Here is a 25,844-nt window from a genome sequence, read left to right as displayed (position 1 = left end):
GCTGTCCGTTCTCACCCACACCCAAGATGATCGCCGACCCTGCTGTCTTTGATGATGAGCACCTCCCGCGTCGCCTCCTCCATCGAGAAGCCGCCGTTGACCACCTATCCCGTGCGTGGGAACCTGCACTTGGTGGCGATCGGGCCCACGACGTACTAATTCACGGCCCACCAGGCGTAGGGAAGACCGCGTTGACCAGACATTCCCTGAAGAAACTCACCGGACACGTCGACGTTCAGACGGCACATGTTCGCTGTCTTGGGAAAACGACCGCCGGTGTTGTCCGCTCAGTTCTTCACGATCTCCCTGGTAGTGACCCATCGGTGAACGTCCCCCGTGAGGATCTTTGTATCCAGCTGCAGGAGCGCGTGACCAGTCCGGTGATCGTTGTCCTCGACGAGGCTGACGGCCTTCCATCGACGGATGCACTGGACCGTCTGGTGGATGTCGAGAACCTGTCTGTCGTCGTCATCTGCCACAATCCTGATGAGTGGCTATCCCGACTTGACGGGAGACTCCGGCGACGACTGTCATTCACGGAGTTTGGACTGGACCGCTACCATGTCGACGAGCTGGCGGACATCCTCGAAGCACGGGCGCGGCGTGGGCTACCGTCTGGTGTGATCACACGCGAGCAGTTGGAAGCAATTGCCGACAAAGTGGCCGGCGTCGCCCGAAAGGGCATTCAGGCGCTTCGACAAGCGGCACTGCTGGCCGAGGAACGGGATCACAGCGAAATCGAGAGCGACGACGTAGCGGATGCGTTCGAGCGCGCGAAGCGGTACATTCTGGAGCAGAATCTGAAATCGCTGCCGTTCCACCACCAGCTACTGTACGAACTGATCCGTGTGGGCGGTGGGCTGCAGGCTGGGGAGTTGCACGAGCGGTACGAGGCGGTGGCCGACGATGTGTACCGTGGGCGTGGGCAGACTCCGGTATCGGAGAGGTCGAGACGGCTGAAGCTCTCGAAGCTCGAAGAGTACGAGCTGATTAAAGTAGAGGGCGTGAATCGTCACCGAACTTATACTGCTTCTGATCAAGAGGTTGAGTCTCCAATTCTAGTGAACTTGACTGTCTAAATCTCGGACACTATAGCGCATCGTGTTGTAAGGGCGGGAAGCAAGGTGGCGATGAAATGAATATGTGAAAATGTCCTGATAATGTAATGCTAAGTGCCTGACCTAATAAGGCACAATCAATGGTAGATCAAGGGCCAACAATTGAATCGCCACTAGAAATTTTTGAGTACTGGAAAAAAGCGACTGTAAGACAATATGACGGTCAAAAACCTAGTAAAAACAGCAAAAATCCCTGTAAGGGATGTGGACGGAATGATAGAGATAATATCTGTAGTCCATTTTTTGGGTACGGATCGCCCAATGCAGATGTGGTATTTCTTGGGGAGGCACCGGGCGGTTATGAAACTGCAAAGAATATCGATATTGAACGAAATGATAGACATTGGAAAGATTTCAGGGAAGTGAAGAACGGTGATCACTCATATGATCGACCAGTTCCGTCCCCAACCACACTTCCCGAATTAGACCAGGCTGGAAATTATGGATATTGGGAAATGTTTGCTAAAGAATTTAATAAGGCATTTAATAAAGAGCTCGGGAAAGATTGTAATATATATTATACCAATTCTGCAAAATGTTCGGACATTCATTCAAATGACGATATCGAAAGAGAAATCGACGCTGATGTATCCGATTTGAATAGTTCTGGAAAATCTACCTGTCTACAGTGGTTACACTCTGAACTGGAAAAAATTAATCCTAATGTGGTAGTGGTGTTTGATAAAAGGAGTGTCAATCAGGTTGACAATATATTCAATGAATTAGATGTAAAATGGGATTCCAATTATGATGATTTCATTTCTGATTTGGTCTTTGATACTGAGGCTGAAAGTAATCCAGTGAAAGTCTATAGTTCAGATTTATACGACTTTAATCTGGTTTGCAGCCCTCACTTCACCTCACGAGGCTGGGGAGATGTTTCGAAATTGTGGTCAAATCATAGTTTTAGCATGGATGATTTTGGTTACCCAGAACGCTACAACTGGAACTCTCCCGGTGGAAAAAAGAGATTGGTTGCCAGTTCCCTGGCTAGAGCTGCGGTCGATTGTATGTAATATTCGACCATTGGTCCCCCGTATTAAATATGCTAAACCGGTATTCTTAATAGGAATACTCGACCGGTTAGAAGTCCGGATGTCGGAAAAAACAACATCACGCTGCCGCTACGAATGGTGTCTGACCGTTGTGGTGGACGGTGAAGAATTCGAATCTCTGTACCAAGGAACTGAAAGTACCTCTGCACTTGGCAATCTCTTTACAATGTGGGTGCAAGATCAAGGAGAGCTTACAAACTGGACCGATGCGCCTCAGTTTGGCGAAATTGTAGTGAAATATAGCGATCTCACGCCCCGTGTCATCGCAGTCTGGCTTGGTCTCTCTCCCGATACGTTCTCGGCACAACCTGCTCCGGAGGGTGTGTCGGTTCCGGTCAAGCAAGCACTGTCTTGGCAGTTCACCAGTCCAGATGGACATCCAATGACACTCGAACGGATTATCCGGGAATAGAACCGTCGGCTCAGAAGCTTAAGATACGGCTACCAAAATTCCAGTCAACACATGCACATCACAGACGACGACGTGACACCTGACGACATTCGCCCAGATGCAGACCTCAGTGGGGCATCCCTTGAAGATGCAAATCTCCAGAACACTGACCTCTCTGGTGCAAACCTCTCGAATGCCACACTTCGAAACGCAGACCTCTCCAATGCGAATCTACAGCACGCCAATCTCAACACGGCAACTCTGTCTTACGCGGATCTTTCTGGTGCAATCCTCTACGGTGCTGATCTAGCCGGTGCAGATCTTCGATTCGCTACCCTAACTGGTGCGGATCTTCGGAAGACCGGCCTTTCACTTACCGAATTCAAAAAAGCAGGCGCGGCTGTCTGTGGGCAAGAAATACGCAGCGTAGAACACGAGTAGAATTCTCCCGGAAATATAGCGCCTTTTTAACCCGTTTCCTCCCCTCGGCTCACAGTGTATGGAAGGAACAGTCGAAGTCTACACTGGTGAGGTGGTGACCGTTGAACACATCAAAGCCCTCAGAGACGGAGGCGCACGCTTCGACATCACCGCCGAAGACGGCCGGAAGTGGCGCGTCGACCTGACCCGAGACGGTGAAACCCAGGTCGTGACGAGCTGGCGCGACGGCAAGTTAGCGGATCTCGAATTACCGGAGTGGGCCGGCGATGTGACGGCACGACTCGCGAGGGTCTAAGAGAATGTCAGTCGGCGTCTTCGACGATCTGGGGCGGTTTGATATCAATGCCCTCCGCACGTTCATCAACAAGATCCACGAACTCGTCCTGTTCGTACTGGTCTTGGAGCCGCAGAGCCGCTACACCTTTTGGTGTGATCTCGTACAGACCGGAACGTTCGGACGGTCCCACGCGGTCAAGGAGTTCGTAATCCTTGAGCTGTGGGAGTCGGGTGTTGATGTAGCTCCGGTTTCTGTCGAGACGCTGAGCGACGTTCACACCGACATCACGCTGACCGTCGCTAAGAGCCTCCAAAATCTCGAAATCTACCGGACGTTTCAGCTTCACTATCGGGTTCTGGGAGGCAGTCATCCAAAAGTACCATTGGTATCAAGTAATGTGATATCTTCGGTGGCTATTAGACGTAGCTACCAACGGTATCTATAAGTACTATCTTGCTAATAGTGGAATGAAGCCTCCCCGTTCACGGGCCTCGCAGAAGGTCCGGCGTGCTGGTACACGCCGGGGTGGCTTCCAATCCCAGTGAGAGATTTGCGAAGCCATGAAAGACGAGAACGAGCGGGCTATTGAAAGTAGCCCAACGACCAGCGGTATAGCCAACATAATAGCCTGCGGAAATTGGCAGGTATTATTTGGAGGTGCACGTACGTGAGCGACCGCGTCATCGAAGACGTGGACAGGTGCGAGACGGATGGCTGTGAGGAGTTCTGCTACCCCGGCCAGTCACACTGTCTGGGTTGCCATCGAAAGCGAAGCCGGGGGCGAGCATGAGCGAGGATCTGATGGATCTCTCGCCAGAGGACGGCATTGAGCGGTTCCTCCGACACCGCGAGCCGTCCGTCCGCGAGAGTACGATGCGGAACGCGAAGACACGGCTCCGGTTCTTCAGAGAGTGGTGCGAGGAGCGGGATATTGAGAACCTGAACAACCTCACCGGCCGTGACTTGGCTGATTTCGTGGCCTGGCGACGAGGTGACATCGCGGCACTGACCCTCCAGAAGCAGCTCTCGACGATTCGCGAAGCCCTCCGTTACTGGGCCGACATCGAGGGCGTTGACGATGGGCTGGCCGAGAAGGTCCACGCGCCCGAGCTGCCCGACGGAGCCGAGAGCCGCGAAGTCCACCTGAGCGCAGACCGGGCACACCGGATACTCGACTACCTTCACGAGTACCGCTACGCGAGCCGGGATCACGTCGTCTTCCTGATCCTGTGGAAGACGGCGATGCGCCGGTCGGCCTTGCGGTCACTGGATGTTGACGATCTTCGTCCCGACGACTACGCGCTGGTGCTTGAGCATCGAATCGACGAGGGTACGAAACTCAAGAACGGTGAAGACGGCGAACGGTGGGTCTACCTCGGTCCGAGCGATTACCAGGTCGTCGACGATTATCTCGACAACCCTGACCGCTACGATCGAACCGACGATTACGGCCGCGAGCCACTCGTCACCTCGATGCACGGCCGACCCGCGGGTGACACTATCTACAAGTGGGTGAACAAGCTCACCCAGCCGTGCGTTCTTGGTGGGTGTCCCCACGATGCCGACCCGTCGGACCCGTCTACCTGCGAGGCATTGGGAGCGCGTGCGGCCCACAGCAAATGCCCGTCTTCTCGGTCACCCCACGGACTCCGGCGTGGCAGTATCACCTACCACCTGAACAGCGACGTGTCTCCGGAGATCGTCAGCGAGCGATGCGACGTATCGCTCGAAGTGCTGTATGAGCACTACGACGTGCGGACGAATCAGGAGAAAATGGCGGTTCGAAAGAAGCAACTGGAGAGAATCTAACATGACCATTACCAAACACAACCCCCCGCTGTCGTGTAAATTTCAGACTACTACCCGGCGAGTCCATACCAATTCTTCTACAGTAGAACACGGCAGATTAGCGACAGCACTGCGCCTGAGTGGCAGTTATCGATGTAGAGATGAGGCATCGCGAGTCTTGCACTGATTTCATACAGTTGCTGTCGCGGATACTCGGCCCTTTCAGCACACCCGGTGTGGTAATCTGGTATTTTTTCGCAGGAGTACTCGCTCCAAGACTCAACTATCGGAACGACCGCTTTCGGTCTAAGATTCTCACCGTGCAGAATATGGTGGAAACAACTGACTATCTGCAGTCGCGACTCATTGCTCCCCGTTCCGTCGATAGCCGAGCCAGCCAAGCAACAGCGATAGCGAGACGACAACGGCAGCGAGATCGAATCCGGGGCCGGAGCTATCCGTTGTTGTCGTCTGCGTCTCTGAGGCGAATGTCGTCGTGCCAGTCCCAGCGTCCGAGGCTGTGGTCTCTGCGCCAGTCTGCGTCGTGGTGTCGGTTACAGTGGTCGACGCTGTCGAATCTGGTGTCGATGAGACAGTCGCAGTTGTTGTGCCACTTATCGTCTCGTTTCCAGTTGCGTTCATCGTCCCGTTCGTGGTGCTGTTGGCCGTTCGAACGGTCACGTTCCCCACATTGGTTATATTGAGTTTCACGGCGTGGACACCGGATGAGTTGAACCGGACTGTGAGGTTCACCTGACGCTGTTCTCCCTCCGGGATTTCGAGGCTTGCGTTCGTCCCCGTCACTGTTCCGTTATCATAGACACGCGCCTCGAACGTCCCGTCGTCGTCGCCATCATTCTCGACGGTTCCGGAGACCAGGACGGATTGGCCAGGCGCGACCGATGTTCTGTTGAGCGACGTGTTTACGACCGAGAATGATGGTTCAGGGGGGGAGATAGCACCGCCTCCACCTCCACCCCCACCGCCCCCGCCGCCGTTGTTATCATCATCGTCGTTATCGTTGCTGTCATCATCGCTATCATTGTTATCGCTGTCGTTGCTGCCGGTAGAATCGTCGGTGTCGTTTTCTGCTCCGCGATCAGTCTCGGTTGCTGTTTCCGTAGCCGTTGGCGTGTCCGTTTCCGATGGTGTCGCCGTGTCTGTTGGGGTCGATGAACCAGTGTCGACGCGTAGCTCAATACTGTTGTAGGCTTCGGGTGTGACAGTCTCGCCGTCGCTGTCGGACAGTTTCGTGTCCGCGTCGACGAAGTCGAGCTGTGTGGACCCAGACGCATTTTCCGGGACTGTGAGCGTGATTTCGGCGAGAATAGGGTCGTCCGTCTCCCCGGACCGAAGCTGATTGAACGCAACCCAGCCGGCCTCGTTGTTCACGTTTGTGACGGGGTCGTCGAAGTCGTCGCTCCCGGCAACGGTGTTGATCTCCGCGACAGTTGGGTCGAACGTGACATTGGTCTGGTACCCACGCACTGCCGTTGCGTTGGCCCAGACCTGCACGGTGACTGTTTCACCGGGAGCAACGGCGAGGCCGTCGCCGGACGCTCCCGAGACGGTGGTACCGACCGAAATCGCGCTTGCTGACCCCGGAGCTATGGTAGCGACCGCTATCGGGAGCGTCCCGACTACGACTGTCAGGGCAACGGCGATAACAAGCGTTCGGCTGGCTCTCATGGGTTATCTCCTGCCAAGTTCCGGGCGGCAACGGCATCGCCGATGTCGACGTCGCCGTCGCCGTCGACGTCTGCCGCGTCCCGGTCGATGTCGACGTCTTCGCCGGCAATCGACCGCTGGAGTCGGTCTACGTCGTCAGTGTCGACGTCACCGTCGCCGTCGACATCACCGGCCACTGTTTCGCTTGGAGTGTAGCTGATAGTCAGCGTTGGTGGTCTGGAACTGTCGGCGCTCTGGATGTCCCAGCCGTCGTTCCCGAGCGGGCGAAACACCCACCCGGCGTTCTGTGCGCCGTTTGCCCACGCCTGCACGCTCGCCGTCACATCAATCGAAGTCTTACCCGTCTCTACTGCGCCGGTTCGTGTGACCGCCTCGGCAACGGCCTGGGAACCATCTGCCTGGATGCCACCGTCGAACGACGCCCACGTCGAATCGGCGCTCCAGTCCGTTCGCAGTCGATGGACCGCTGCGCCATCCCCCTCGTCCGACGTTTCAAGCGCTACAGTGGCCTGTTTCACGTCCGATCCGGGCGGTATCTGCCCGCCGTTTGTCCCGATGATACCGTCGAAACGGAGGAGAACCTGCGTGGTACTGCCCGACCCCTCCGGATCGCTGCTGTCGATAGACAGTGTCTCGGCGGTGCCGTAGCTCGCCTCCGGTTCGGCGGCGCGTATCACCGTGTCAGTCGCCCCGCTGTAGCCGTCCGTCCCCTGCTGGAACGTGACAGTCGGTATGTCTGGCGTGTCCGGTGTCGCCGTCGGTGTCGGCGTCCCGGGTGACGACGAACCGAACCGAGCGTCGAAGTCGAGGTCGAATCCGAACTGCGAGTCCTCGTCGGTCTGTTCCTCGTCCGTGCTCGGCGAGTACGTCCGGACCTTGATCCGATCCGGCGCGTCCGAACCGTCCCCCGGACGGAACTCGATGCGGCGAAGCAGGCCGTGCCCGCCATCGTCTCGGGTCTGGTAGTTCGCGAGCAGTTCGTACACCGACGAGCCGTCGTCGTTTGTCGACACCTGATGGGCTTCCCCGCTGCTCTTGCCCGTGCCATCGTGCCAGTGGCCACAGAGAACCATGAATATCTGGTTGTTCGGCGCGACGAACTCCTCCCAGACGGTCTGTCCCATGCTCCCGATGCCGTTCGCCTCCTGCACCTCCCGGGTCCGTCGCTGTGGCCCGTCGCGGAGATACGAGTGCGTCGTGAGTATCGTCGCCCGGTCTGGATGCTGGTCGAGGACACTCTGTGCCCAGCCCAGCGTTGTCGACTGGTCGTCCACCGGTCCCGGCGGCTCCCACTCCAGGGCGAGATGGAGGAAGTCGTAGCCGCCGGCAGAAAACAGCTGGTAGGTGCTGAGGTTGTCCCGACCTTCGCCACCGGCGGTTGGCCCTGCCCCGCCGAACCAGTCCCGGTCCTCGTACCGCGAGGGGCCGAAGTACTCTCTGTACTTCGCAACAGAGGAATTCCGATCCCACAGTGTCGCGTAGTCGTGATTACCCGTCACGGTGGCGTAGGGGACCACCCCATCGAGCGTGGACATGGCTTCGTCCATGTACTGCCACTCCGCATCGTTGTCACCGTGATCGACCACATCGCCCTCGTGGCTGACGAACGCGATGTTTTCGGCGTCCGCGTTGTCAGCGATCCACTGCGTCTGGTCCTTGCCGTAGGGCGTTCCCTCTTTGGCATACACCTGCGTGTCCGGCAGTGCAACGACTGTCCAGTAGTCCGACTGCTGGCCGGTACTGGCGGTGGTTCCCAGCGCGGTGAGGCCCACGCCAGCACCGGCGGCTTTGAGCACCCGTCGTCTGGTCGTGGTGGCCAGCCGTTCGGACCTGTCGCTACTGTCCATACTCACACCCGGAACAGGTCCTGTGGTGAGTCTGGGCGCAACCCCATCGCTTTGTGATCCACCTGTTGTCTCGCCAGCCACGATGATACTGTTGCGTCTGCCACCGGCCGGTGGCCTCGGCATGTGATCGATACATTGCTAGGCTCTCGAACACAGACCCGTTCGCCGAACGGCGATTAGTTATTGATCGGTTACTGCGAGTATGCTGTTGTTTTTCGGCGCTATCGTTACAGGGACTCTTCGTCACAACTATCCACTGACTCACAGCCAGGGGGCTCACCGTCACTCTCGGTTTCACTCCGTTTTCATGACGCATATACGATACTCGGCTCAGTCCATCGCCTGTATCACACGCGGGGAGTCAAGCGATTCGACGGCCTCGACGATGGCGGTGTCGAGGTTGTGGTCGCCCCAGTCCCGTTTCCGGGGGATGTGTGCGCGGTAGGTCGCTACGTCGTCGAACAGCTCCCGGAACGTCGCTCGCTCCTGTTCGACGACCGCATCCAGAGCGGCAACCATTGAGCCGTCGTCGACGAGCGAATCGTAGGCGTGGAAGTATTCCCTGAGCCGCCCATCCCACTCGAAATTACAGATCGACGACGTGGCCGACATCGCAGTGTCGGTCGAGATGCCTTCTACAGTGATTGTCTCCAGGTTCGGTGCGGCCTGAAGGAAAACGACAGAATCGACAGTCGACCGCTCGACGTATTCCGCGCGCGGATACAGCTCCGAGATATTCGTGAAGTCCCGGCTATCATCGCCGAGAAACGTCTCGTTCAGGAATTTGAGCGCTGTTTCCGGGAACGAACCGGTTCTGTCGACTTGCTCGTCGATAAACCCGTGGAGTTCACTGCACAGCCGGTCCAGTTCCGTGTCGTGCTGTCGCTTTATTTCGGGGAACGACTCGATATTGAACGACTGGAGGTTCACACCGAGTGGGTAGCCGACAGCCGTGCCGTCCGCGCCGACCCAGAGCCGATCATCGGAGAGGAAGTCCGCACCCTCGCGCAACAGCGACAGCAAGGTGTTGGTCTTGCCGGCCCCGCGCCAGGCCGGAAACAGCGTCGTCCGGCCGTCGAGTCGCACGCCCGAGGCGTGTATCAGCGCCTGCTGTCGCGCAGCCCGCTGCTGTCGGATGTGGAACTCGACCGGATAGATGGAGTAAAACGGCTCAAAGCCGTGTGTCACTCGGATGTGCTGCCAGCCCGGCGTCACCGCCATGAAGTCCGCCCCGTTTCGGATGACGAACTCGTCGCCAGTCCAGGCGTAATGGTCGTCAGGGTCCCCGAGAACGATTTCCGCGTGGACCTCGTCTGTCGTCTCTTCGATGACGATGTCGGGATCGTTGACAGGTGTGTCGGTCTCGAACTGATCGTACATCTTCCGGTACTGCCGGCTCGTCCGCCCGCCAGCCCCGAGAACCGTTACGACAACGTCGCCAAAGAAGTCGTACGAGCGTTGGTTCATAGCCACCTCGATAGATGCTGGCCCGGTATCGGACCGAGATAGACAATCATCTGACTCATCGTTCTCGTCTGTACGCGGTTACTGCATATTGTTATATATGCGACAATATGCTACATTTCACTACTAACGAATGATTAGTTCTCGAAAGCAACATATACGGTCCGAGACGACGCATGATACCAAACGCTGGATTTCAGCCGTCACACGAGATATCTTCGGGTAAGGCTGGGTTATGAACGATTTAGCCGCTCAGAAGAACTGAAACAGATCGTCCCGCTGGACCTCGTGGAGGTGGTGTCGGACGGCTTCGTTCAGTGGCTTGGTGGAGCCGCGCTTTGCGCTGATCGGTGCGATAGTTTCCTGCCACTGCTGCCACGGCGGGTGCAGACCGAGGCGGTCACAGAGTTCATTCAGGCGTTCGTCCTTGTCGTCGACCTTGTCCATCTTGTTGACAGCGACGACCGGTTCGACGCCGACCTCCCGGAGGAAGTGAAACATCTCCACGTCGTGGGGGATCTCGTCGGGACCGGAGTGACGGTCGATGATATCGATAACCGACTTGCCGTCCACGACGAGGATACCGACGAGAATCTGCTCGGCGTTCCGCTCAATGTACTGGACCACGTCGGTCTTGATTTCCTCGCGGACGTCTTCGGGGACGCCTTTCATGTACCCGAAACCGGGGAGGTCACTGATGACGAAGTCGGCGCTGGCCCAGTCGAAGTGGTTGGGCGAACGCGTGACACCGGGTCGCTGGCCTGTGTCGAACGTGTGGCCCGTTATCTCGCGCATCAACGTCGATTTCCCGACGTTGGACCGACCGACGAGCACCACCTCGGCGTCCCGGTCCGGTCGTGACTCGAACATACCCCGTGTACTCCGCCAGCGGGGAAAAGCGCGTCCGTTTCGCGGGGACCGACTGTTTCGTGATTCACGATCGCATTTCAATCCAGTTCTGCACCCACGACCCGCTAACTAGCCGCTTTTTTACCCTCGCGGGTCCCACCCGGAGCCGTGCGGCTGGTACAGATACTGATTCCGACCGGGAAGCGTGATGCCGTGTTAGGCGTGTTAGCCGACGAGGGCATCGACTACGTGCTCACCGACGAGACGAGCGGTCGGGAGTTCACCGCTGTCGTCACCTTTCCAGTCCCGACAAACGCGCTCGAACCAGTCCTCGAAGAGTTGCGAGATGTCGGCATCAACGACGACGGCTACACGGTCGTCGTGGACGCGAACACTGTCATCTCCAGCCAGTTCGACGAGCTAGAAGAGAAGTACGCCGAGGAGGAAGACGAAGACCGCATCGCCCGGGAAGAACTCACATCGAAGGCGAACGATCTCGCGCCCTCGATGTCGAACTACGCGCTGATGACGGTCATCAGCGCGATTATCGCGACTGCGGGGCTTCTGCTCGACTCCCCCGCTGTCGTCGTCGGCTCGATGGTCATCGCACCGCTTATCGGCCCGGCGATGACCGCCAACGTCGGCACCGTCGTCGACGACCACGAGATGTTCGCACAGGGCATCAAACTTCAGGCCATCGGGCTCGGACTCGCTGTGGCAAGCGCGACTGTCTTCGCCTTGTTCGTCCGGCACGCCAACGTCATCCCGCCGCTCGCTGACGTGACCGCGGTGGGCCAGATACGCGAGCGGGTCGCCCCCGATTTCCTCTCACTGGTCGTCGCACTCGGCGCTGGCGCGGCCGGCGTCGTCAGCCTCACCAGCGGCGTCTCGACGGCACTGGTCGGCGTCATGATCGCCGTCGCGCTCATCCCGCCGGCGGCCACGGTCGGCATTGGCATCGCCTGGGGCCAGCCGCTCGTCAGTCTCGGTTCTGCCGTGTTGCTGCTGGTGAACGTTCTTTCGATCAACCTCGCAGTCCTCGTCGGACTCTGGTACCAGGGCTACCGCCCGGAACACTGGTTTCAGGAGAGCGACGCGCGATCGGCGACTCTCAAACGCATCGGCGTTCTCGTCCTGTCGATACTCGTCCTGTCGGCGTTTCTGGGCGGCGTCACCTTCGACTCCTACCAGCAGGCGACGACGGAGTCGGACATCCGCGAGGGCATCGAGGGAAGCGTCAGCCCGCCTGCCAGCGTGCTGTCGGTCGAAGTCGAGTCCACCAACACTGCGATCTTCCAACAGCCCCGTCGGGTCGTTGTCACCGTCGGCCTGCCGCCGGATGCGACGCGGCCGACGCTCGTAGACCGACTGGACGCGATAGCCGACGAACAGGCCGGCCGGAACGTCACAACGGAAGTCCACTACGTCACTATCGAACGCAGCGATTAACGCTCAAAACCGACTTTGAGCGTTCGACGGCATAAATACCGCGGGGTGTGTCGGAGACGATATGGTATCACGACCACTCGCAATCGCTGGCGTGCTAGCACTGCTTGTTGCCGGCGGCGTCGGGTTCGCATTCGCGGACACCGGGGCCACCGCGCCATCGTCGAACTCGACTGTGAGCGTCAACGCGGACGCCACCGTCGAACGCGCACCCGACCGTGCAACTGTCACCGTCGCTGCCGTGGGTCGCGGTGAGACCGCCGAAGCGGCACGCAACAATCTCAGCGGCGACGCCGACGCCATCACGTCGGCGCTGGAAGACGAGGGCGCAACCGTGACCTCCTCGCGATTCCAGATCCGCCCCGAGTACGAGGAGAGTAGAGAGGGCCGCGAACAGGTGGGCTACGTGGCGATCCACACCGTTGAGGCCGAAACGAGCAACGTTTCGACTGCCGGGACACTCATCGATGCCGCCGTCGATGCCGGCGTGGACCGCGTCGAGGGTGTGCGCTATTCGTTGAGTGAGGAGACAAGGCAGGACGCCCGTGAAGAAGCCCTGACGACCGCTATGGACAACGCTCGGACGGACGCCGAAGTCGTCGCCGCTGCGGAGGATCGATCCGTCGGTGACGCTGTCACGGTCCAGACCAGCAACCACGGCCGCCCCGTCGTGTACGCGGAAGCAATGGCGTCCGATGCCGGCGGACGGACGAACATCCAGCCTGGCGATGTCACCGTCGACGCTTCGGTTAGCGTCACGTACGAACTAGAATAAGCCGTTCTTACTCACACTTCGGTTCCTTGTTCGGCGTTTTCAAACGGCCGCTTGGTAGTGACTGCAGTTCTTCTGAGAGTGACCACAGTCCTCGCGACGGCGACAGCAGTCCTCGCGGGTCGCTACGCTCCCCGCTCGGCGCTCTCGAGACGCCTCCCGGTGGTCGGCGTCTCGCTACTCGTCAAACGGCAGTTCGAGTTCGTAGTCCACCGCGTCGATAGCGGCCTGCAACACGCCGTCGACGTTGTCGTCTTCGGTAACGCTCATGTAGTGGTCGGCCTCCACGTCCGTCGAGAGGTCGCTCTTGTTCGCGATGGTCAGCACCGGCACGTCGAAGCGCGCTTCGATGGCGTTTCGCAGTTCCAGCTGGTCCGCGAGCGGATAGCCACACTCGCCACTCGGATCAATGAACACGAGGACGGCGTCGGCGAGGTGTTCGAGCGCACTCACGGCCTGTGACTCGATCTCGTTGCGGTCCTCCGGCGGGCGGTCGAGCAGGCCCGGCGTGTCGACGAGCTGGTAGCGGATGCGCTGGTCCTCGAAGTGGCCGACACGGATCTGTGTCGTCGTGAACGGATACGAGGCGATCTCGTTGTCGGCCCGCGTGACGCGGTTGACGAACGACGATTTGCCGACGTTGGGGTAGCCGGCGACGACGATGGCCGGCTCGTTCGGGCGGATGTCGGGAATGTCTTTGAGGGCGTTGTGCGCGGTCGAGACGGCGGCGAGGTCGTCTTCGACTTCCTCGACGACGTCGGCGATACGGGCGAAGGCCTGCTTGCGGAGCTTCCGGGCGGTGTCGATGTCGCCGCGGGCGACGCGGCTCTCGTACTCCTGCCGGATCTCGACGACCTTGTCGGCGGCCCACGAGATCTCCGAAAGGTGCTGTTTCAGCGCGTCGATGCCGGGGTCGTCGTCCGCGGGGTAGGCCTCGCCGACGACAGCGTCGGCGAGTTCGACGTAGAAGGGGTCGAGGTCGTCAATCGTCGGCCACGCGGTCACCACGTTCTCCATGTTGTCGGAGGCGATGTTCGACGCTGTCATCAGCATCGACTGCTGGGCTTCGTTCCCGTCCTTGGCCCCGCCGGCGCGTGACGCCCGCGAGAAGGCTTTGTCCACGAGCTCCTCGGCGGTAGGCGTCGTCGGCAGACCCTCGAAGGGATGGCTCATAGGTCCCGTTGACGGCCGGAGCGTAAAAGCGCGTTCAATCGCTCCCCAAACTGTTGCGAGTCACGTTTTTCAACGCCCCGACCGCAACTCCAGTATGGCACAGATTGACGCCGGCGAGATCCTCCCCAACGACCACGTCCAGCAGATGGCCGCCGAGGGACGGGTCACCCAGATGCACCGCGGCCACCAGTATGCTGACGAGGGTGATACCTTCGAGATAGACGGCACCGAGTTCGAGGTGACAGACGTAACACACCGGACGCTTGGCGACATGACTGACGAGGACGCACAGCGAGAGGGGTCAGAGGACCTCACTGCGTACAAGGAACGAATGAAAAAGGTTCACGGCAGCTTCGAGTGGGACGACGACAGCGAGGTCGTCAGGCACCGGTTTGCGCCCATCGACGAGTGAGACGGGAGCTTCTGGTACCGGCCGGCGACTGCATCGACAGCTAAGCAGTCTGCCACTGGATCGCAGGCAACCCTTATCAACTCCGGTAACTCTCAGTAACTACATGACAGAGACGATGGCGAAGTCGAAAGCAGACGACCCGGAGCGGGCGCATCTCGCGGACGTTGAGGACGGCTGTGGCTGTACCGAAATCTGGGAGCACATGAGCGAAGCCCGCGACGAAGACGACGACTGAGCGCCCTATTCTTCCGATACCACGTCGGCGCCGGTAAACTCGAAGCGTGCGCCGCCGGCATCGCTTTCAGTGAGCGTAACCGTCCAGCCATGCGCAGCGGCGATCTGTGAGACAATTGAGAGCCCGAACCCGGTGCCGTCAGTCGTCGTCGAGTAGCCGCTTTGGAACACCGTTTCCCGGTCGGCTTCGGGGATGCCCGAGCCGTCATCCGAGACGGCGAACCCGCCCGGAATCGCACTCATCGTTATTGTCACGCCCGGACCGTCGTAGTCGCTGGCACCGCCAGACTGCATCTGCTCGTCCGTAGCGCTGTGTTCTACGGCATTTCGGATCAGGTTCTCCAGCAACTGCTTGAGCCGCGTCGCATCTGCCTGTATCTTGCGGTCGGTGTCGACCACCAGCGCTGCGTCGCCGGTGTCGACGACCTCCCAGCAGTCCTCGACTGCCGTTTCCAGTGCCACCGTTTCCATTTCGGTGATGCTGTCGCCGGTCCGGGCCAGCAACAGGAGGTCGTCTATCAACGCCTGCATCCGGTCGAGTGCCTGCTCTATCGCAGCGATATTGTCGTCGTCACACTCCTCTTTCAACGCACCCAGCCGACCGATAGCGACGTTCAGAGGGTTGCGAAGGTCGTGACTGACGACTGTTGCGAACTGTTCCAGACGGTCGTTTTGCGTCGACAGTTCCTGCTCACGGTCACGGAGCTGTTTGTCGCGCTCGACGGCGGCGAGGGCCGCCTCCATGTTTGCCGCGAGGACCCGTCCAGCGACGATGTCTGCTTCGTTGAAAGCGTCGATAGTCGCCGATGCGGCGATGAGAAGGCCGTGTTCCCCCAGTGGCAGATATAGCTCGCTGCGTATTGGCGTCTCGGGGTTCTGCACGTCCTCTTCCAGCCGCACGTCTGGAACTGCAGTCGCCTCGCCACGTTCGTACACCCGCCAGGCAATGCTGTCGCCCTGCTCGAACGTTGGGATATCACCGACCAACTCCCGAGCCGACGCGGTCGCGGCGACGGGTTCTAACTGCCCGTCATCGTTGATGAGGTGGACGGCGTTTGCGTCAAGTCCGATAATCTCCGCGGCGGCGTTGACACCGATACCGGCGACTTCGTTGTGGACTTCGGCGGCCATCAAGTGCCGGGTGGCCTCGTGTAGCGCTTCGAGTCGATGCTCGCGCTCGTCGGTATCACTTCGGTCGCTGATGACCGACACTGTGCCGTCGTTGCCGTCCCAGGTCACGTCACACGCTGTGATGCTGGCTTGGACGCTGTTGCCGGCCAGCGTTCGTATCATCCGTCTGACCTGACCAGCCGTCCGGTCGTCCCCGACGACGCGTTCGACGGTCTCGACTCCGCCGTCAGCCGTCGGTTCGACGAGGTCAGTCAGCGGCCGGTCGCGGAGTTCGTCGCTGTCGGTGGCACCGAACAGTTCAGTTGCCGCCGGGTTCGCGTACACGACGGTGTCGGCGACGCTGACGAGAACCGCATCGCTCGTTGCGTCGAGAATCTGTTTTGTCCGTGTCTGTGCGGCGTCGGCTGTTGCTTTCGCTCTGACTCGTTCGACTGTGTTTCGGATTCGCTGCGCGAGTATGGCGTACTGCTGGGACCCATGTCTTTTCTGAATATAGTCAGTGACGCCGGCCGAGACTGCCTCGCTTGCGAGCGACTCGCTCCCCTGGCTTGTAAACAGCAGAAACGGCATGTCCGGGTCTCTGGCGCGGACCGTTTCCAGAAACTCCAGCCCGTCGATACCGGGCATGTCGTAGTCGCTGACGATACAGTCTACGTCGTGTTCGTCCAGATACGACAGCCCGTCCGCAGCGCTCGTGACGCCGGTGGCGTCGATCGCCTCGTCGTTGCGTTCGAGATGTGTCGCAATCAGATCTGCGTACGACGGTTCATCATCGACACAGAGGACTGTAATGCCCGACACCACATGGCCCATACCTCCTGATATGAACTGTGTCCGTGTCAATCTATCGTGCCCCACTCCTGGTGACGGGTCGCCTTACCGCCGCTTGGCCAGCTCTGTACGCAAATCGTCGACATCCATCTCCTTCATCGACAGCAGAACGAGCAGGTGATAGACGATGTCGGCCGACTCGTGGGCCAACTCCTCGGTATCGTTGTCCTTGGCCGCCAGAATCAGCTCCGTCGTCTCCTCGCCGAGTTTCTCCAGTACGGCGTTTTCGCCCTTCTCGTGGGTGAACAGCGACGCAGTATAGGAGTCCTCGGGCAGGTTCGTCTTGCGGTCCTCGATGACAGTGAACAGTTCGTCGATAACGTCACCGGTGTCGTCGCTCATAGCCGCCGTTCGGTCAGCGGGGCCTTCAGGCCGTCGCTACGACTCCACCGAGTCGAAAAAGGCCAGATCGTGGATGCGCGGGTCCTCGGTCAGCTCGGGGTGGAACGACGTGCCGACGACCGGCCCGTCACGGACGGCGACCGGACGGTCGTCCCACGTCGCCAGCACTTCGACGTCCTCGCCGACGTAGTCGATGACTGGTGCGCGGATGAACACCGCCGGGAACGAGTCGTCGAGCCCGGTCACGTCAAGCGGGGCCTCGAAGCTGTCCTTCTGTCGCCCGAAGGCGTTGCGTTCGACGGAGACATCGATGACGTTCAGCGTGTCGACGCGGTCGTCCTGTGCGTCGGTCGCGCTAACGATGAGCCCGGCACACGTCGCCAGCACCGGCTTGCCGGCGTCGACATGAGATTCGATTTCCTCTGCGATGCCTTCCCGGTGGATAAGCCGCGAAATCGTGGTCGATTCCCCCCCCGGTAGCAACAGGACATCGCAGTCCGGGACCAGCCCTGCCTCGCGTATCTCGACGACCTCTGCAGTCCGGTCGTGGGCCGTTGCTGCCCGCTCGATTGCGTCCCCGTGTTCAGAGACATCGCCCTGAACCGCGAGTACACCCGCGCGTAGCGTCATATATCCCTGTTGGTGACCCCGTGCGAAAAGCCTCTCGTCTCCTGCAAGTGTCCGTTTTGGCAGGGACTGTCCTGACTGAATACAGTGACAGCCATACCGCCGCCCAGTGCTCGCTCGGTTATAGCCGAACCAAACGGTTAGGTGAGACGGGATGTAGACGTGGGACATGGGAAAGCACCGGCAGGACCCGGTTGAGGCAAACGCTGACGGGTCTGCTGATCTCTACGAGATATCGACTTGGGAGCCCCGGTCGACGCTGGACCGGTTCGCCCACTGGCTCTACCACATCGGAATACGGACGCTGCGGTATCTGGTCATCCTTGCGGCCATTCTGATTCTCCTCTTGCAGGTGGCGTTCGGGAGCCTCGGCGCACTCAGCGACCAGCCGCTGTTTGCCGGGATGGCAATTCTCTCTGCTGTGCCGGCGTTTGGTCTCGCGGCCTACATCTACTACGCTGATGTGACCACGGAGGAACCGCTGACGCTGCTCGTGGGGACGTTCCTTCTGGGCGTGCTGTTTGCCGGCTTTGCCGGTATTCTCAACGGCCGCTTGGGCGAGCCGGTGCAGGCTATCGGCTCCGGATTCGGTCTGGTCCCGTTCCTCGGTCAGGTGTTCGTTTTCTTCCTCATCGTCGGTCCCGTCGAAGAGACAGTGAAGTTGCTGGCGGTGCGCCTGTACGCCTTCCGCGACAACCGCTTCGACGCCGTCGTCGACGGTGCAGTGTACGGTGCTGCCGCCGGCCTTGGCTTTGCGACCATTGAAAACGCGTTGTACATCACCCAAAACGCCGAGATGGCTACGGGGACGGTTGAGTTACTCGCGGCCAGTAGTGACATCACCGCGGTCAGAGCACTCGCAGGACCGGGACACGTCATCTACTCGGCCTTCGCCGGCTACTACCTCGGTCTGGCGAAGTTCAACCCCGATGATGCCGGCCCAATCGTGCTGAAGGGACTGCTCATCGCTTCGCTCATCCACGCCGTCTACAACACGCTGGCCGGCCCAGTTACCGCCATCGTGGCCACGATATACAACGTCGACTTCCTCGTCGCGTTCTTCGGATTCGTCATCGTGTACGACTCGTTCTTCGGCCTGCTGTTGCTGAAGAAAGTTCACACCTACCGGCGGGCCTACAAGCGCGCTCATGAGGACCCGGACGAGACTGCGCTTCGGCCGGAACAGACCGAGTTTGACCCTTAAACCAGCTGTTCGACGTACTTCGCAACTACGTCGACCTCCAGATGTACCGGATCGCCGACCGTCTTCTCCGACAGCGTCGTCTCGGCGTACGTCGTCGGGATGATCGCCACGTCGAACTCCTCGGAGCGCCGGTCGGCAATAGTCAGGCTGATGCCGTCGACCGTTATCGACCCTTTCTGGACTAGATAGTCCCGATGGTCCTCGGGCAGAGAGAACGTGAACGTCCAGTCCTCGCCTTCCTGCTCGATACCGACGATTTCGGCCGTCGTATCGACGTGGCCCTGTACGATGTGGCCGTCGAATCGGCCGTCAGCGGGCACCGCCCGCTCGAGGTTCACCTGATCACCACCTGCAAGATCGTCGAAGAACGTCCGGGCAAGGGTTTCCTGAGCGAGAAATACCTCGAACCACTCGCTGTCGGCTGCTTTCTCGACGGTGAGACAGACGCCGCTGACGCTGATCGACTGGCCGTGGTCGAGTCCCTCGAACGGCGCGCCGATCCGCATCCGACGCCCGCCCTCGTCGTCAATAACCGCCTGCACCTCGCCGGTCGTCTCGACGATTCCGGTGAACATATGCCAGATACGGCGCGGCTGGCGGAAAGCACTTCGCTTCCCGGAGACGTAATATAGACTCGGAATCGAGTAATTGTTTACACCAATATTGCAGAAGGAATTTATCATCGCCGCTGGTAACGCAGTGTATGGCAGCCACGCCCGACGCTGACCACGACTGGACTGGCCGTCACGCACGGACGGAGCCGACCGAAACCGGGCGAATCGTCGAGGTGCCCGACGAAATAATCGAGGACTGGGACCTGCGACACGCCGAGACGAAAGGCCGCAGTTAACGCTGCAGCACTTCGACGCCGACCAGTTCCGCGCCGGTCAGTGCCCGGATGTAGGCCCCACCCGCGATAGAGACGTGGCCGAACTCGTCCTCTTCCATTCCGTACATCTCGATGGCTCGTGAGGTGTCACCGCCGCCGACGACGGAGAAGCAGTCGGTGTCGGCGATAGCTTCGAGCACGCCGGCGGTCCCGACCGAGAACCGCTCGTCCTCGAACATCCCCAGCGCGCCCTTCACGAAGACGGCCTCGGAGTCGCGGATGATCGGTGAGTACTCCATGACCGTCTCGCTCCCAACGTCGAGGTAGGAGACGCTCTTTTCCTCGATGTCGTCGACGGCCTGCTCGGCGCGGTCGCCGTCGTCGTCTTCGTAGGCCAGATCGACCGCGAGTGTGATCTGGTCGCGATGGTCTTCGAGCATGGATTCGATCTTTTCGCTGTTCTGTTCCCACTGCTCGTCGTAGAGGTTCGCGTCGTCGATGTCGTAGCCGACCGGGTAGCCAGCGGCTCGCAGGAACAGTTCGCCCGCGATACCGCCGAGCAGGAAGTCGTCGACCTTCTCGTCGAGGTGGGTCATCACGTCGATGACGTCGGTGGCCTTCGTTCCGCCGACGACCATCGTCACCTGCCCGTCGAACTCCTTCTCGGCGATGGCGGTGTTGGCCTCGTACTCGGTTTCCATCACGCGGCCGGCGTAAGCGTCCATTACCAGCGGGAAGCCCACGAGCGAGGCGTGCGAGCGGTGGGCCGCGGAGTAGGCGTCGTTGATGTAAGCGTCGAACTCCCCGGCCAGCGTCTGGACGAACTCCGTCTGTGATTTGATCTCGGGGTCCTCCTCGGGCAGTTCATCGTCGCACATCCGCGTGTTCTCCAGGACGAGCACGTCGCCGCCGTCGAGATCGGCGATGTCGTGAATCGCCTGTGGCCCGTAGGTCTCGTCGACGAAGTCCACATCGTGGTCGATGTGGTCGGCAAGGATATCTGCGTGTTGTTCGAGCGAAACGAAATCGTCGCGGCCCGGGCGACCCTGGTGGGCCAGCACCGCGACCTCGAACCCACGGTCGATGAGTTCGCTGATCGTCTCCGCGTGACGGTCGAACCGTCGATTGTCCTGTACCGTACCGTCCTCCACCGGTGAATTGAGATCGAGTCGGACGAGGACGCGCTGTCCGTCGTCAAGGTCATCGAGCGTCTGGAAAGTCATCACTCGGGAGGACACCTGCCGGCCGCTTAACGGTTTCCGAGTCCGAACAGTGAGTGGCCTGTTAGGGGGAGTAGCACCGGTATCTGCTCTGGTTGCCAACGCAAAAGTGAGGGTGGGAGAGGGGTGGGGTGGGGAGTTGGTGGGGACACTTGCGCCGTACACAGCCGACGCCGGGACACGGCGCGTCAGCTGCGAACACGGGCTTGTGCCGACACACAGAGCCGACCAGTAGTCAGGTACTGGCTCAGGCTCTCTGTGTGTAGTGTCTTTAGTGAATAATAATTATAAACTTTACTGGCGCTGCAAACCGTTTCTGCGCTTACTCGGTGATGTACTCGGCCACGTCGAGCATCCGGTTCGAGAAGCCGTACTCGTTGTCGTACCACGTGAGGATCTTCGTCATCCCGGAGACGACGTTCGTCGACTGCAGGTCGACCTGTGTGGAGTACGGGTCTCCAAGGATGTCGGAGGAGACGACATCGTCGCTCGTGACGCCCAGCACGCCTTCGAGTTCGCCAGCGGCGGCCTCCTCGAAGGCGGCGTTGACATCGCTCTCCGTCACGTCGTCGTCAAGGTCGACGACGAACTCGGTGATGGAGCCGTTCGGCACCGGGACGCGGATGGCCATCCCGTCGAGCTTGCCCTCAAGTTCGGGCAGGACCTCGGTAGCCGCCTGCGCGGCACCGGTCGAGGTTGGGATGATGTTCTCGGCGGCCGCGCGGCGACGCCGGGGCTTGCCGTTCGGGCCGTCCATCAGGTTCTGGGAGCCGGTGTAGGCGTGGACCGTCGTCAGCTGGCCGGCGTTGATGCCGAACTCCTCGTCGAGAACCTTCGCGACCGGTGTGATGGAGTTGGTCGTACAGGAGGCGTTCGAGACGACGTCTTCGCCGTCGTACTCGTCGTGGTTGACGCCGTAGACGAGCTGCTTGACCGGCTCGTCGCCCTTCGGCGGCGCGGAGATGAGGACCTTGTCGGCCCCGGCGTCGAGGTGCTGGCTCGCGTCCTCCTTGGTGCGGAAGATGCCGGTCGCTTCGAAGGCGACATCCACATCGAGGTCTTCCCACGGGAGCTGTGTGGGGTCGGTTTCGTGGAAGATGCCCGCCTCGAAGTCGGTCCCCTCGACCGTGAGGACGCCGTCGTCGACGCTGGCTCCTTCGAGTTCACCCATGACAGTGTCGTACTGGGCGAAGTAATCGATCTCCGAATCGTCCATCACGTCGTTGATGCCGACGATTTCGACGTCGTCGTTGTGTAACGATGCGCGGAGTACGTTGCGGCCGATACGGCCGAAGCCGTTGAGGCCGACACGGACTGGCTTACTCATTGGTGTCTAGAAAGGCAGTCGGTCAGTGTAAAATGTTTTCGGATTTGTTGTAAATTTGTGTTTGTTTATGCGTGTTCGGGCACGAATGATTAATAGTGAGGGTGCTAGCTCAGATGAGAGCGCCCGCTGGACGGTATCTGTTGGCAGGTACTAGGTTCGTCCGAAGGCTTTTGAAACGGACGGACGTACTGGTGTATAGGAATGAGACGCGATGACAGTGACGACCCGTTCGATGAGTTCTTCCGGGAAATAGAGCGGATGATGGACGAGATGATGGGGGCCGAAGGCGACGTCCACATCGACCGGGACACCGGTGGCGGCGGGGCCGATCTCCACGTCGACGTTCACGAAACCGACGAGGAGATCCGAGTTGTCGCCGACGTTCCGGGTGTCGACAAGGACGCGATCGACCTCAAGTGCGACGGCACTGTCCTCACGATCAACGCCGAAAGTCCAGAGCGCGAGTACCACGAACGACTGACCCTGCCGACCCGCGTCGACGAACACTCCGCCGCCGCGACGTACAACAACGGCATCCTCGAAGTCACCTTCGACCCCGAAGAGGACTCCGCGGACATCGAACTGTAGCACACCTGTCAGTCGCTTCTGGTTTTTTTGCGCGCTAGCCGCAGTACGCCTGTTCCGCTACTGCTCCGCTGTTTTCCGTATCAACGCCGCCAAGTCGTCCCAGAAGCCGTCCTCGTACTTCGTCGCCGAATCGATCGTCGGCCGGGCGTTCGTCTCGTTGACGACCGCGCGGTCGTCGGTCACTAGCAGGTCGACGCCGAGGTACGGAATCCCCAGTTCGTCGGCCGCGTCTTCGGCCAGTTCCCGCAGCGCCGCTGGCAGTGCCTGCCCTTCCGCCTTGGCCCCGCGATGGACGTTGTGCTTCCATCGGCCCTGGTCACGACTCGCTTCGGGGAGGCGGCGCTCGACCGCGCCGACGTACTCACCGTCGACGACCATCACGCGGTAGTCGGCGGCGTCGGCGATGTACTCCTGCACGAGAAACGACTGGTCGCCGACCGCGCGGTAGTCGTGGACCAGATCGAGGTAGTCGACGATGCCGAGAAACGAATCCAGATCGTGGGCCTTGGCCACGCCGACGCCGCGGGTCGTCGAGTTCGGCTTCACGACTACGGGTAGGTCAAACCGCTCGAAAGCCGCCGTTAGCTCGGCCTCGCTCGCCGGGTTCGACACGACGACGGTCTCGGGAACCGGAACGCCTGCCCGGCCGAGACGCGCCAGTACGTCGGCCTTGTTTCGCGAGCGGAGAATGGCCTCGCGGTCGTTGACCCACGGCACGTCCAGCATAGCATCGGCGACGGCCCCCTCCATGATTCGGGAGGGGTAGACAAAGCCCACGTCGTACTCGTCGTAGGGACTCTCGTCGAGTGGTAGCGTCCGCTCGGCCGTCTCGACGTGGCCCACCTCGATATCGCGGGCCGCCAGCGGGGCCTGCATCCGCTCGAAGGTCTCGGCGTTCGTGGCGACGGCCAGCCTGTACATGCTGTTTCGTTGTCTTGGACGAATAAAACACGCTCGCAGCCCACAGTCGAAGCCCTGTCGCGCGCCGCCCTCCGGCAACTACAACCCACAGAATGTTGGGTTGTGTGGATGAATACGCAGCTATCTCCGATTTTGTCAAATAAATACTAAGTGTTCTGGGGGAAATTGGCCACGTATGTACGACGATATTCTCTTTCCGACCGACGGGAGTGACGGTGCAGACGAGGCGCTCGCACACGCGCTTGAACTGGCGGAGACGCACGACGCGACGATTCACGTGCTCTCTGTCGTCGACTCGACGTATCTCGGGAGTGCCGCGGCAGAAGCAACGACCATCGAATCGCTACAGGAACAGACTGAACAAGTCATCGACGAGACTGTCGACGAGATCACCGACCACGGCGCGGCCGTTGTCGCCGAGCACCGAATGGGCGACCCATACGAGGAGATTATCGACTATGCAGCGGCTGCGGGTGTCGATATGATCGTCATGGGAACCCACGGCCGGAGCGGTCTGGACCGGTTTCTGCTGGGTAGCGTCACCGAGAAGGTCGTTCGGACGGCGGACGTGCCGGTGTTGACGGTCCAGTTGTCCGGCAACACGTAGCGGGCAACCGGTAGCAGCGCCGGTCACCAGTGTTGTGTGGCGGTCGTTTTCCAGCCGTTTTGCCGAGTCACTCGCCGCCACAACGCCGCCGGAGCACCCACAGCACGAGGAGCGCGCCCTCGACGCGGGCGGCGCTGTACACCCACGGGCGAAGGTTGATCTCGTCACCATCTGTCGTTGCGAGCCCCATCCAGAAGTCGACGACTTTCCGGGGCCGGAGCAGTTCGAAGACGCCGAGGGCCAGGAGTGTGAGTCGGAGTACCATATGAGGAGGTACGCGGGACGGGTCGAAGAGTATTGCGGGTACTGGTAACATGAAACAAAGAAGTGGCTACGACTGTGCTGTCTAACGACTGGGACGCCACTCGGTACTTTTCGGAGCGGCGCGGAAAAACGAAGTCGGGACGGTTGCTCCGCCGTCCAAACGGTGAGCGAACGCCGCTGTCCGATTTACTCGATCAGCTGCTCTTCGCGCGCTCTGCGAACGGTGAAAAGACGTTGCTGATTGACTTACGCGATCAGCAGTTCTTCGCCCCGCTCGACCTTGATGCGGCAAGAGGGCGTGATCTTGTTGTAGGCACGGCGGAACGCTTCCTTGACGTGCTCTGCGTCCTCGACGTTGCAGTAGGCGGTGAACAGCTGTTCGCCAGCCTGGACGCGGGCGGCGGTACCGACGATCTTCCCGAAGGCGGCACGCATCCCGTCGGAGACACGGTCGGCCCCGGCACCGGTCGCCTGCTTGTTCTCGCGCAGGACCTGGTGGGGGAACTTCCGCAGCGTCATCTTGTAGTCACCCTCTTCGCCGATCTCCTTGATCAGGTGGCGGTTGGCCGACAGGCGGGAGGCCTCCAGCGAGCCGTGACGGAGCTGGACAGTCTCCTCGACGATGAGGCTGATCTGGACGGGGTAATCGTCGGCGTCCTTCTGTTTGCGGCCCATCTTGTGCTGTGCGATCTTCGACCCGGGAATGCCTGTGATGTATTCGCGTCGGGTGTACGCGGGCTTGTCGATGTCCCGGTACATTGAGGCGGGTTTGTCCGACATAGGTACTCTTGGAGAATACGTCGCCGAGCGGCCCAATAAGGGCTTCGAACCCGCCCGGCGGCGTGTCGCGGTGTCCCATACACCGGCCCGCGACCGCGAGCGGCCCCAGACTGACCGTTGCTGGGCACCTGCTCTCGGTAGTATCGGGAAACGGTGTTGGTCCGGTAACACCGCTGTCACCGCGCTCTTTTAGGCTTTGCACGCGTACGACTGTTAC

General features: G+C 60.2%; 30 protein-coding genes. 15 read left to right on the top strand and 15 right to left on the bottom strand.

Features of this window, described 5'->3' with window-relative positions; translation table 11 throughout:
* Positions 1-26 precede the first annotated feature (26 nt).
* The 5 genes from IEY38_RS03240 to IEY38_RS03220 all read left to right on the top strand — a co-directional run bounded on the left by IEY38_RS03240 (position 27) and on the right by IEY38_RS03220 (position 3,300).
* On the top strand, positions 27-1,079 hold the full coding sequence (locus IEY38_RS03240) for a Cdc6/Cdc18 family protein (protein ID WP_188975303.1): 1,053 nt from the start codon (positions 27-29) through the stop codon (positions 1,077-1,079).
* Between the two features lie 119 nt (positions 1,080-1,198).
* Positions 1,199-2,134, top strand: coding sequence for a uracil-DNA glycosylase family protein (locus tag IEY38_RS03235; protein WP_188975301.1), 936 nt, complete (start codon positions 1,199-1,201; stop codon positions 2,132-2,134).
* A gap of 79 nt (positions 2,135-2,213) precedes the next feature.
* Complete coding sequence (locus IEY38_RS03230) at positions 2,214-2,585, top strand: hypothetical protein (protein ID WP_188975298.1); 372 nt, start codon at positions 2,214-2,216, stop codon at positions 2,583-2,585.
* 51 nt (positions 2,586-2,636) lie between these two features.
* On the top strand, positions 2,637-3,005 hold the full coding sequence (locus tag IEY38_RS03225) for a pentapeptide repeat-containing protein (protein ID WP_188975296.1): 369 nt from the start codon (positions 2,637-2,639) through the stop codon (positions 3,003-3,005).
* Between the two features lie 58 nt (positions 3,006-3,063).
* Complete coding sequence (locus IEY38_RS03220) at positions 3,064-3,300, top strand: hypothetical protein (RefSeq protein WP_188975294.1); 237 nt, start codon at positions 3,064-3,066, stop codon at positions 3,298-3,300.
* 7 nt (positions 3,301-3,307) lie between these two features.
* On the opposite strand, the gene IEY38_RS03215 is transcribed toward IEY38_RS03220, so the two are convergent.
* Positions 3,308-3,652, bottom strand: coding sequence for an ArsR family transcriptional regulator (locus IEY38_RS03215; RefSeq protein ID WP_229775213.1), 345 nt, complete (start codon positions 3,650-3,652; stop codon positions 3,308-3,310).
* A gap of 297 nt (positions 3,653-3,949) precedes the next feature.
* On the opposite strand from IEY38_RS03215, the gene IEY38_RS21600 reads away from it, so the two are divergent.
* Positions 3,950-4,072: a hypothetical protein gene (locus IEY38_RS21600; RefSeq protein WP_268238732.1), complete on the top strand. Its 123-nt coding sequence runs from the start codon at positions 3,950-3,952 to the stop codon at positions 4,070-4,072.
* Positions 4,069-5,091: a tyrosine-type recombinase/integrase gene (locus IEY38_RS03210; RefSeq protein WP_188975292.1), complete on the top strand. Its 1,023-nt coding sequence runs from the start codon at positions 4,069-4,071 to the stop codon at positions 5,089-5,091. The genes IEY38_RS21600 and IEY38_RS03210 overlap by 4 nt, the downstream gene beginning before the upstream one ends.
* 342 nt (positions 5,092-5,433) lie before the next feature.
* On the opposite strand, the gene IEY38_RS03205 is transcribed toward IEY38_RS03210, so the two are convergent.
* The 4 genes from IEY38_RS03205 to engB all read right to left on the bottom strand — a co-directional run bounded on the left by IEY38_RS03205 (position 5,434) and on the right by engB (position 10,940).
* Positions 5,434-6,759: a cohesin domain-containing protein gene (locus tag IEY38_RS03205; protein WP_188975290.1), complete on the bottom strand. Its 1,326-nt coding sequence runs from the start codon at positions 6,757-6,759 to the stop codon at positions 5,434-5,436.
* The gene (locus IEY38_RS03200; RefSeq protein WP_188975288.1) at positions 6,756-8,606 is read right to left on the bottom strand and encodes a DNRLRE domain-containing protein; all 1,851 of its coding nucleotides are present in this window, start codon (positions 8,604-8,606) and stop codon (positions 6,756-6,758) included. Before IEY38_RS03200 ends, IEY38_RS03205 begins: the two co-directional genes overlap by 4 nt.
* A 330-nt stretch (positions 8,607-8,936) precedes the next feature.
* Entirely contained in the window at positions 8,937-10,073 is a 1,137-nt protein-coding gene (locus tag IEY38_RS03195) for a hypothetical protein (RefSeq protein ID WP_188975286.1), read from the bottom strand.
* 249 nt (positions 10,074-10,322) lie between these two features.
* Positions 10,323-10,940 carry a GTP-binding protein EngB gene (gene engB / locus IEY38_RS03190; RefSeq protein WP_188975284.1) on the bottom strand — a complete coding sequence of 206 codons (618 nt, stop codon included), beginning with the start codon at positions 10,938-10,940 and terminating at the stop codon, positions 10,323-10,325.
* A 147-nt stretch (positions 10,941-11,087) separates the two neighbouring features.
* Here engB and IEY38_RS03185 point away from each other — a divergent pair, with 147 nt between their 5' ends.
* Together IEY38_RS03185 and IEY38_RS03180 are read left to right on the top strand one after the other, a co-directional pair.
* Positions 11,088-12,368 carry a TIGR00341 family protein gene (locus IEY38_RS03185; protein WP_188975282.1) on the top strand — a complete coding sequence of 427 codons (1,281 nt, stop codon included), beginning with the start codon at positions 11,088-11,090 and terminating at the stop codon, positions 12,366-12,368.
* A gap of 61 nt (positions 12,369-12,429) precedes the next feature.
* Positions 12,430-13,140 carry an SIMPL domain-containing protein gene (locus tag IEY38_RS03180; RefSeq protein ID WP_188975280.1) on the top strand — a complete coding sequence of 237 codons (711 nt, stop codon included), beginning with the start codon at positions 12,430-12,432 and terminating at the stop codon, positions 13,138-13,140.
* 174 nt (positions 13,141-13,314) lie between these two features.
* Here the strand turns inward: IEY38_RS03180 and IEY38_RS03175 are convergent, their stop codons facing one another.
* Positions 13,315-14,310, bottom strand: coding sequence for an NOG1 family protein (locus tag IEY38_RS03175; protein ID WP_188975278.1), 996 nt, complete (start codon positions 14,308-14,310; stop codon positions 13,315-13,317).
* Between the two features lie 94 nt (positions 14,311-14,404).
* On the opposite strand from IEY38_RS03175, the gene IEY38_RS03170 reads away from it, so the two are divergent.
* Both IEY38_RS03170 and IEY38_RS21595 read left to right on the top strand, forming a co-directional pair.
* Positions 14,405-14,722 carry an ASCH domain-containing protein gene (locus tag IEY38_RS03170; protein ID WP_188975276.1) on the top strand — a complete coding sequence of 106 codons (318 nt, stop codon included), beginning with the start codon at positions 14,405-14,407 and terminating at the stop codon, positions 14,720-14,722.
* A gap of 103 nt (positions 14,723-14,825) precedes the next feature.
* Positions 14,826-14,957 carry a hypothetical protein gene (locus IEY38_RS21595; RefSeq protein WP_005537193.1) on the top strand — a complete coding sequence of 44 codons (132 nt, stop codon included), beginning with the start codon at positions 14,826-14,828 and terminating at the stop codon, positions 14,955-14,957.
* 5 nt (positions 14,958-14,962) lie between these two features.
* Here IEY38_RS21595 and IEY38_RS03165 read toward each other — a convergent pair whose 3' ends face one another.
* The 3 genes from IEY38_RS03165 to pdxT all read right to left on the bottom strand — a co-directional run bounded on the left by IEY38_RS03165 (position 14,963) and on the right by pdxT (position 17,890).
* Positions 14,963-16,900, bottom strand: a complete 1,938-nt coding sequence (locus IEY38_RS03165) for a hybrid sensor histidine kinase/response regulator (RefSeq protein ID WP_188975274.1) — start codon at positions 16,898-16,900, stop codon at positions 14,963-14,965.
* A 63-nt stretch (positions 16,901-16,963) separates the two neighbouring features.
* The gene (gene hisE, locus IEY38_RS03160; protein ID WP_188975273.1) at positions 16,964-17,260 is read right to left on the bottom strand and encodes a phosphoribosyl-ATP diphosphatase; all 297 of its coding nucleotides are present in this window, start codon (positions 17,258-17,260) and stop codon (positions 16,964-16,966) included.
* Positions 17,261-17,296: 36 nt separating this feature from the next.
* A complete protein-coding gene (gene pdxT / locus IEY38_RS03155) occupies positions 17,297-17,890 on the bottom strand; it encodes a pyridoxal 5'-phosphate synthase glutaminase subunit PdxT (RefSeq protein WP_188975271.1) in 594 nt (197 codons plus the stop codon).
* Between the two features lie 166 nt (positions 17,891-18,056).
* Between pdxT and IEY38_RS03150 the strand changes: the two genes are divergently transcribed.
* Positions 18,057-19,091: a PrsW family intramembrane metalloprotease gene (locus IEY38_RS03150; RefSeq protein ID WP_188975269.1), complete on the top strand. Its 1,035-nt coding sequence runs from the start codon at positions 18,057-18,059 to the stop codon at positions 19,089-19,091.
* Here the strand turns inward: IEY38_RS03150 and IEY38_RS03145 are convergent.
* Positions 19,088-19,666 carry a riboflavin synthase gene (locus tag IEY38_RS03145; RefSeq protein ID WP_188975267.1) on the bottom strand — a complete coding sequence of 193 codons (579 nt, stop codon included), beginning with the start codon at positions 19,664-19,666 and terminating at the stop codon, positions 19,088-19,090. The two genes, IEY38_RS03150 and IEY38_RS03145, sit on opposite strands and share 4 nt — an antisense overlap.
* Before the next feature lie 128 nt (positions 19,667-19,794).
* On the opposite strand from IEY38_RS03145, the gene IEY38_RS03140 reads away from it, so the two are divergent.
* Positions 19,795-19,941 (top strand): hypothetical protein, encoded by a 147-nt coding sequence (locus IEY38_RS03140; protein WP_188975265.1) that lies wholly within the window; start codon positions 19,795-19,797, stop codon positions 19,939-19,941.
* Here the strand turns inward: IEY38_RS03140 and IEY38_RS03135 are convergent.
* Together IEY38_RS03135 and gap are read right to left on the bottom strand one after the other, a co-directional pair.
* Complete coding sequence (locus IEY38_RS03135) at positions 19,938-21,143, bottom strand: phosphoglycerate kinase (RefSeq protein ID WP_188975263.1); 1,206 nt, start codon at positions 21,141-21,143, stop codon at positions 19,938-19,940. The two genes, IEY38_RS03140 and IEY38_RS03135, sit on opposite strands and share 4 nt — an antisense overlap.
* A gap of 319 nt (positions 21,144-21,462) precedes the next feature.
* On the bottom strand, positions 21,463-22,467 hold the full coding sequence (gene gap / locus IEY38_RS03130) for a type I glyceraldehyde-3-phosphate dehydrogenase (protein WP_188975261.1): 1,005 nt from the start codon (positions 22,465-22,467) through the stop codon (positions 21,463-21,465).
* A 201-nt stretch (positions 22,468-22,668) separates the two neighbouring features.
* On the opposite strand from gap, the gene IEY38_RS03125 reads away from it, so the two are divergent.
* Positions 22,669-23,055: an Hsp20/alpha crystallin family protein gene (locus tag IEY38_RS03125; protein ID WP_004590910.1), complete on the top strand. Its 387-nt coding sequence runs from the start codon at positions 22,669-22,671 to the stop codon at positions 23,053-23,055.
* 57 nt (positions 23,056-23,112) lie between these two features.
* On the opposite strand, the gene IEY38_RS03120 is transcribed toward IEY38_RS03125, so the two are convergent.
* The gene (locus IEY38_RS03120; RefSeq protein WP_188975259.1) at positions 23,113-23,976 is read right to left on the bottom strand and encodes an ATP-grasp domain-containing protein; all 864 of its coding nucleotides are present in this window, start codon (positions 23,974-23,976) and stop codon (positions 23,113-23,115) included.
* Between the two features lie 175 nt (positions 23,977-24,151).
* On the opposite strand from IEY38_RS03120, the gene IEY38_RS03115 reads away from it, so the two are divergent.
* Positions 24,152-24,583, top strand: a complete 432-nt coding sequence (locus IEY38_RS03115; protein ID WP_188975257.1) for a universal stress protein — start codon at positions 24,152-24,154, stop codon at positions 24,581-24,583.
* Between the two features lie 67 nt (positions 24,584-24,650).
* Here the strand turns inward: IEY38_RS03115 and IEY38_RS03110 are convergent, their stop codons facing one another.
* Positions 24,651-24,848 carry a hypothetical protein gene (locus IEY38_RS03110; RefSeq protein WP_188975255.1) on the bottom strand — a complete coding sequence of 66 codons (198 nt, stop codon included), beginning with the start codon at positions 24,846-24,848 and terminating at the stop codon, positions 24,651-24,653.
* Between the two features lie 245 nt (positions 24,849-25,093).
* Positions 25,094-25,627, bottom strand: coding sequence for a 50S ribosomal protein L16 (locus IEY38_RS03105; RefSeq protein WP_004515406.1), 534 nt, complete (start codon positions 25,625-25,627; stop codon positions 25,094-25,096).
* Positions 25,628-25,844 lie beyond the last annotated feature (217 nt).

This window comes from Haloarcula sebkhae, assembly GCF_014647415.1.
Classification (GTDB): Archaea; Halobacteriota; Halobacteria; order Halobacteriales; family Haloarculaceae; genus Haloarcula; species Haloarcula sebkhae.
This window is presented reverse-complemented; position numbering and strand designations above follow the sequence as displayed.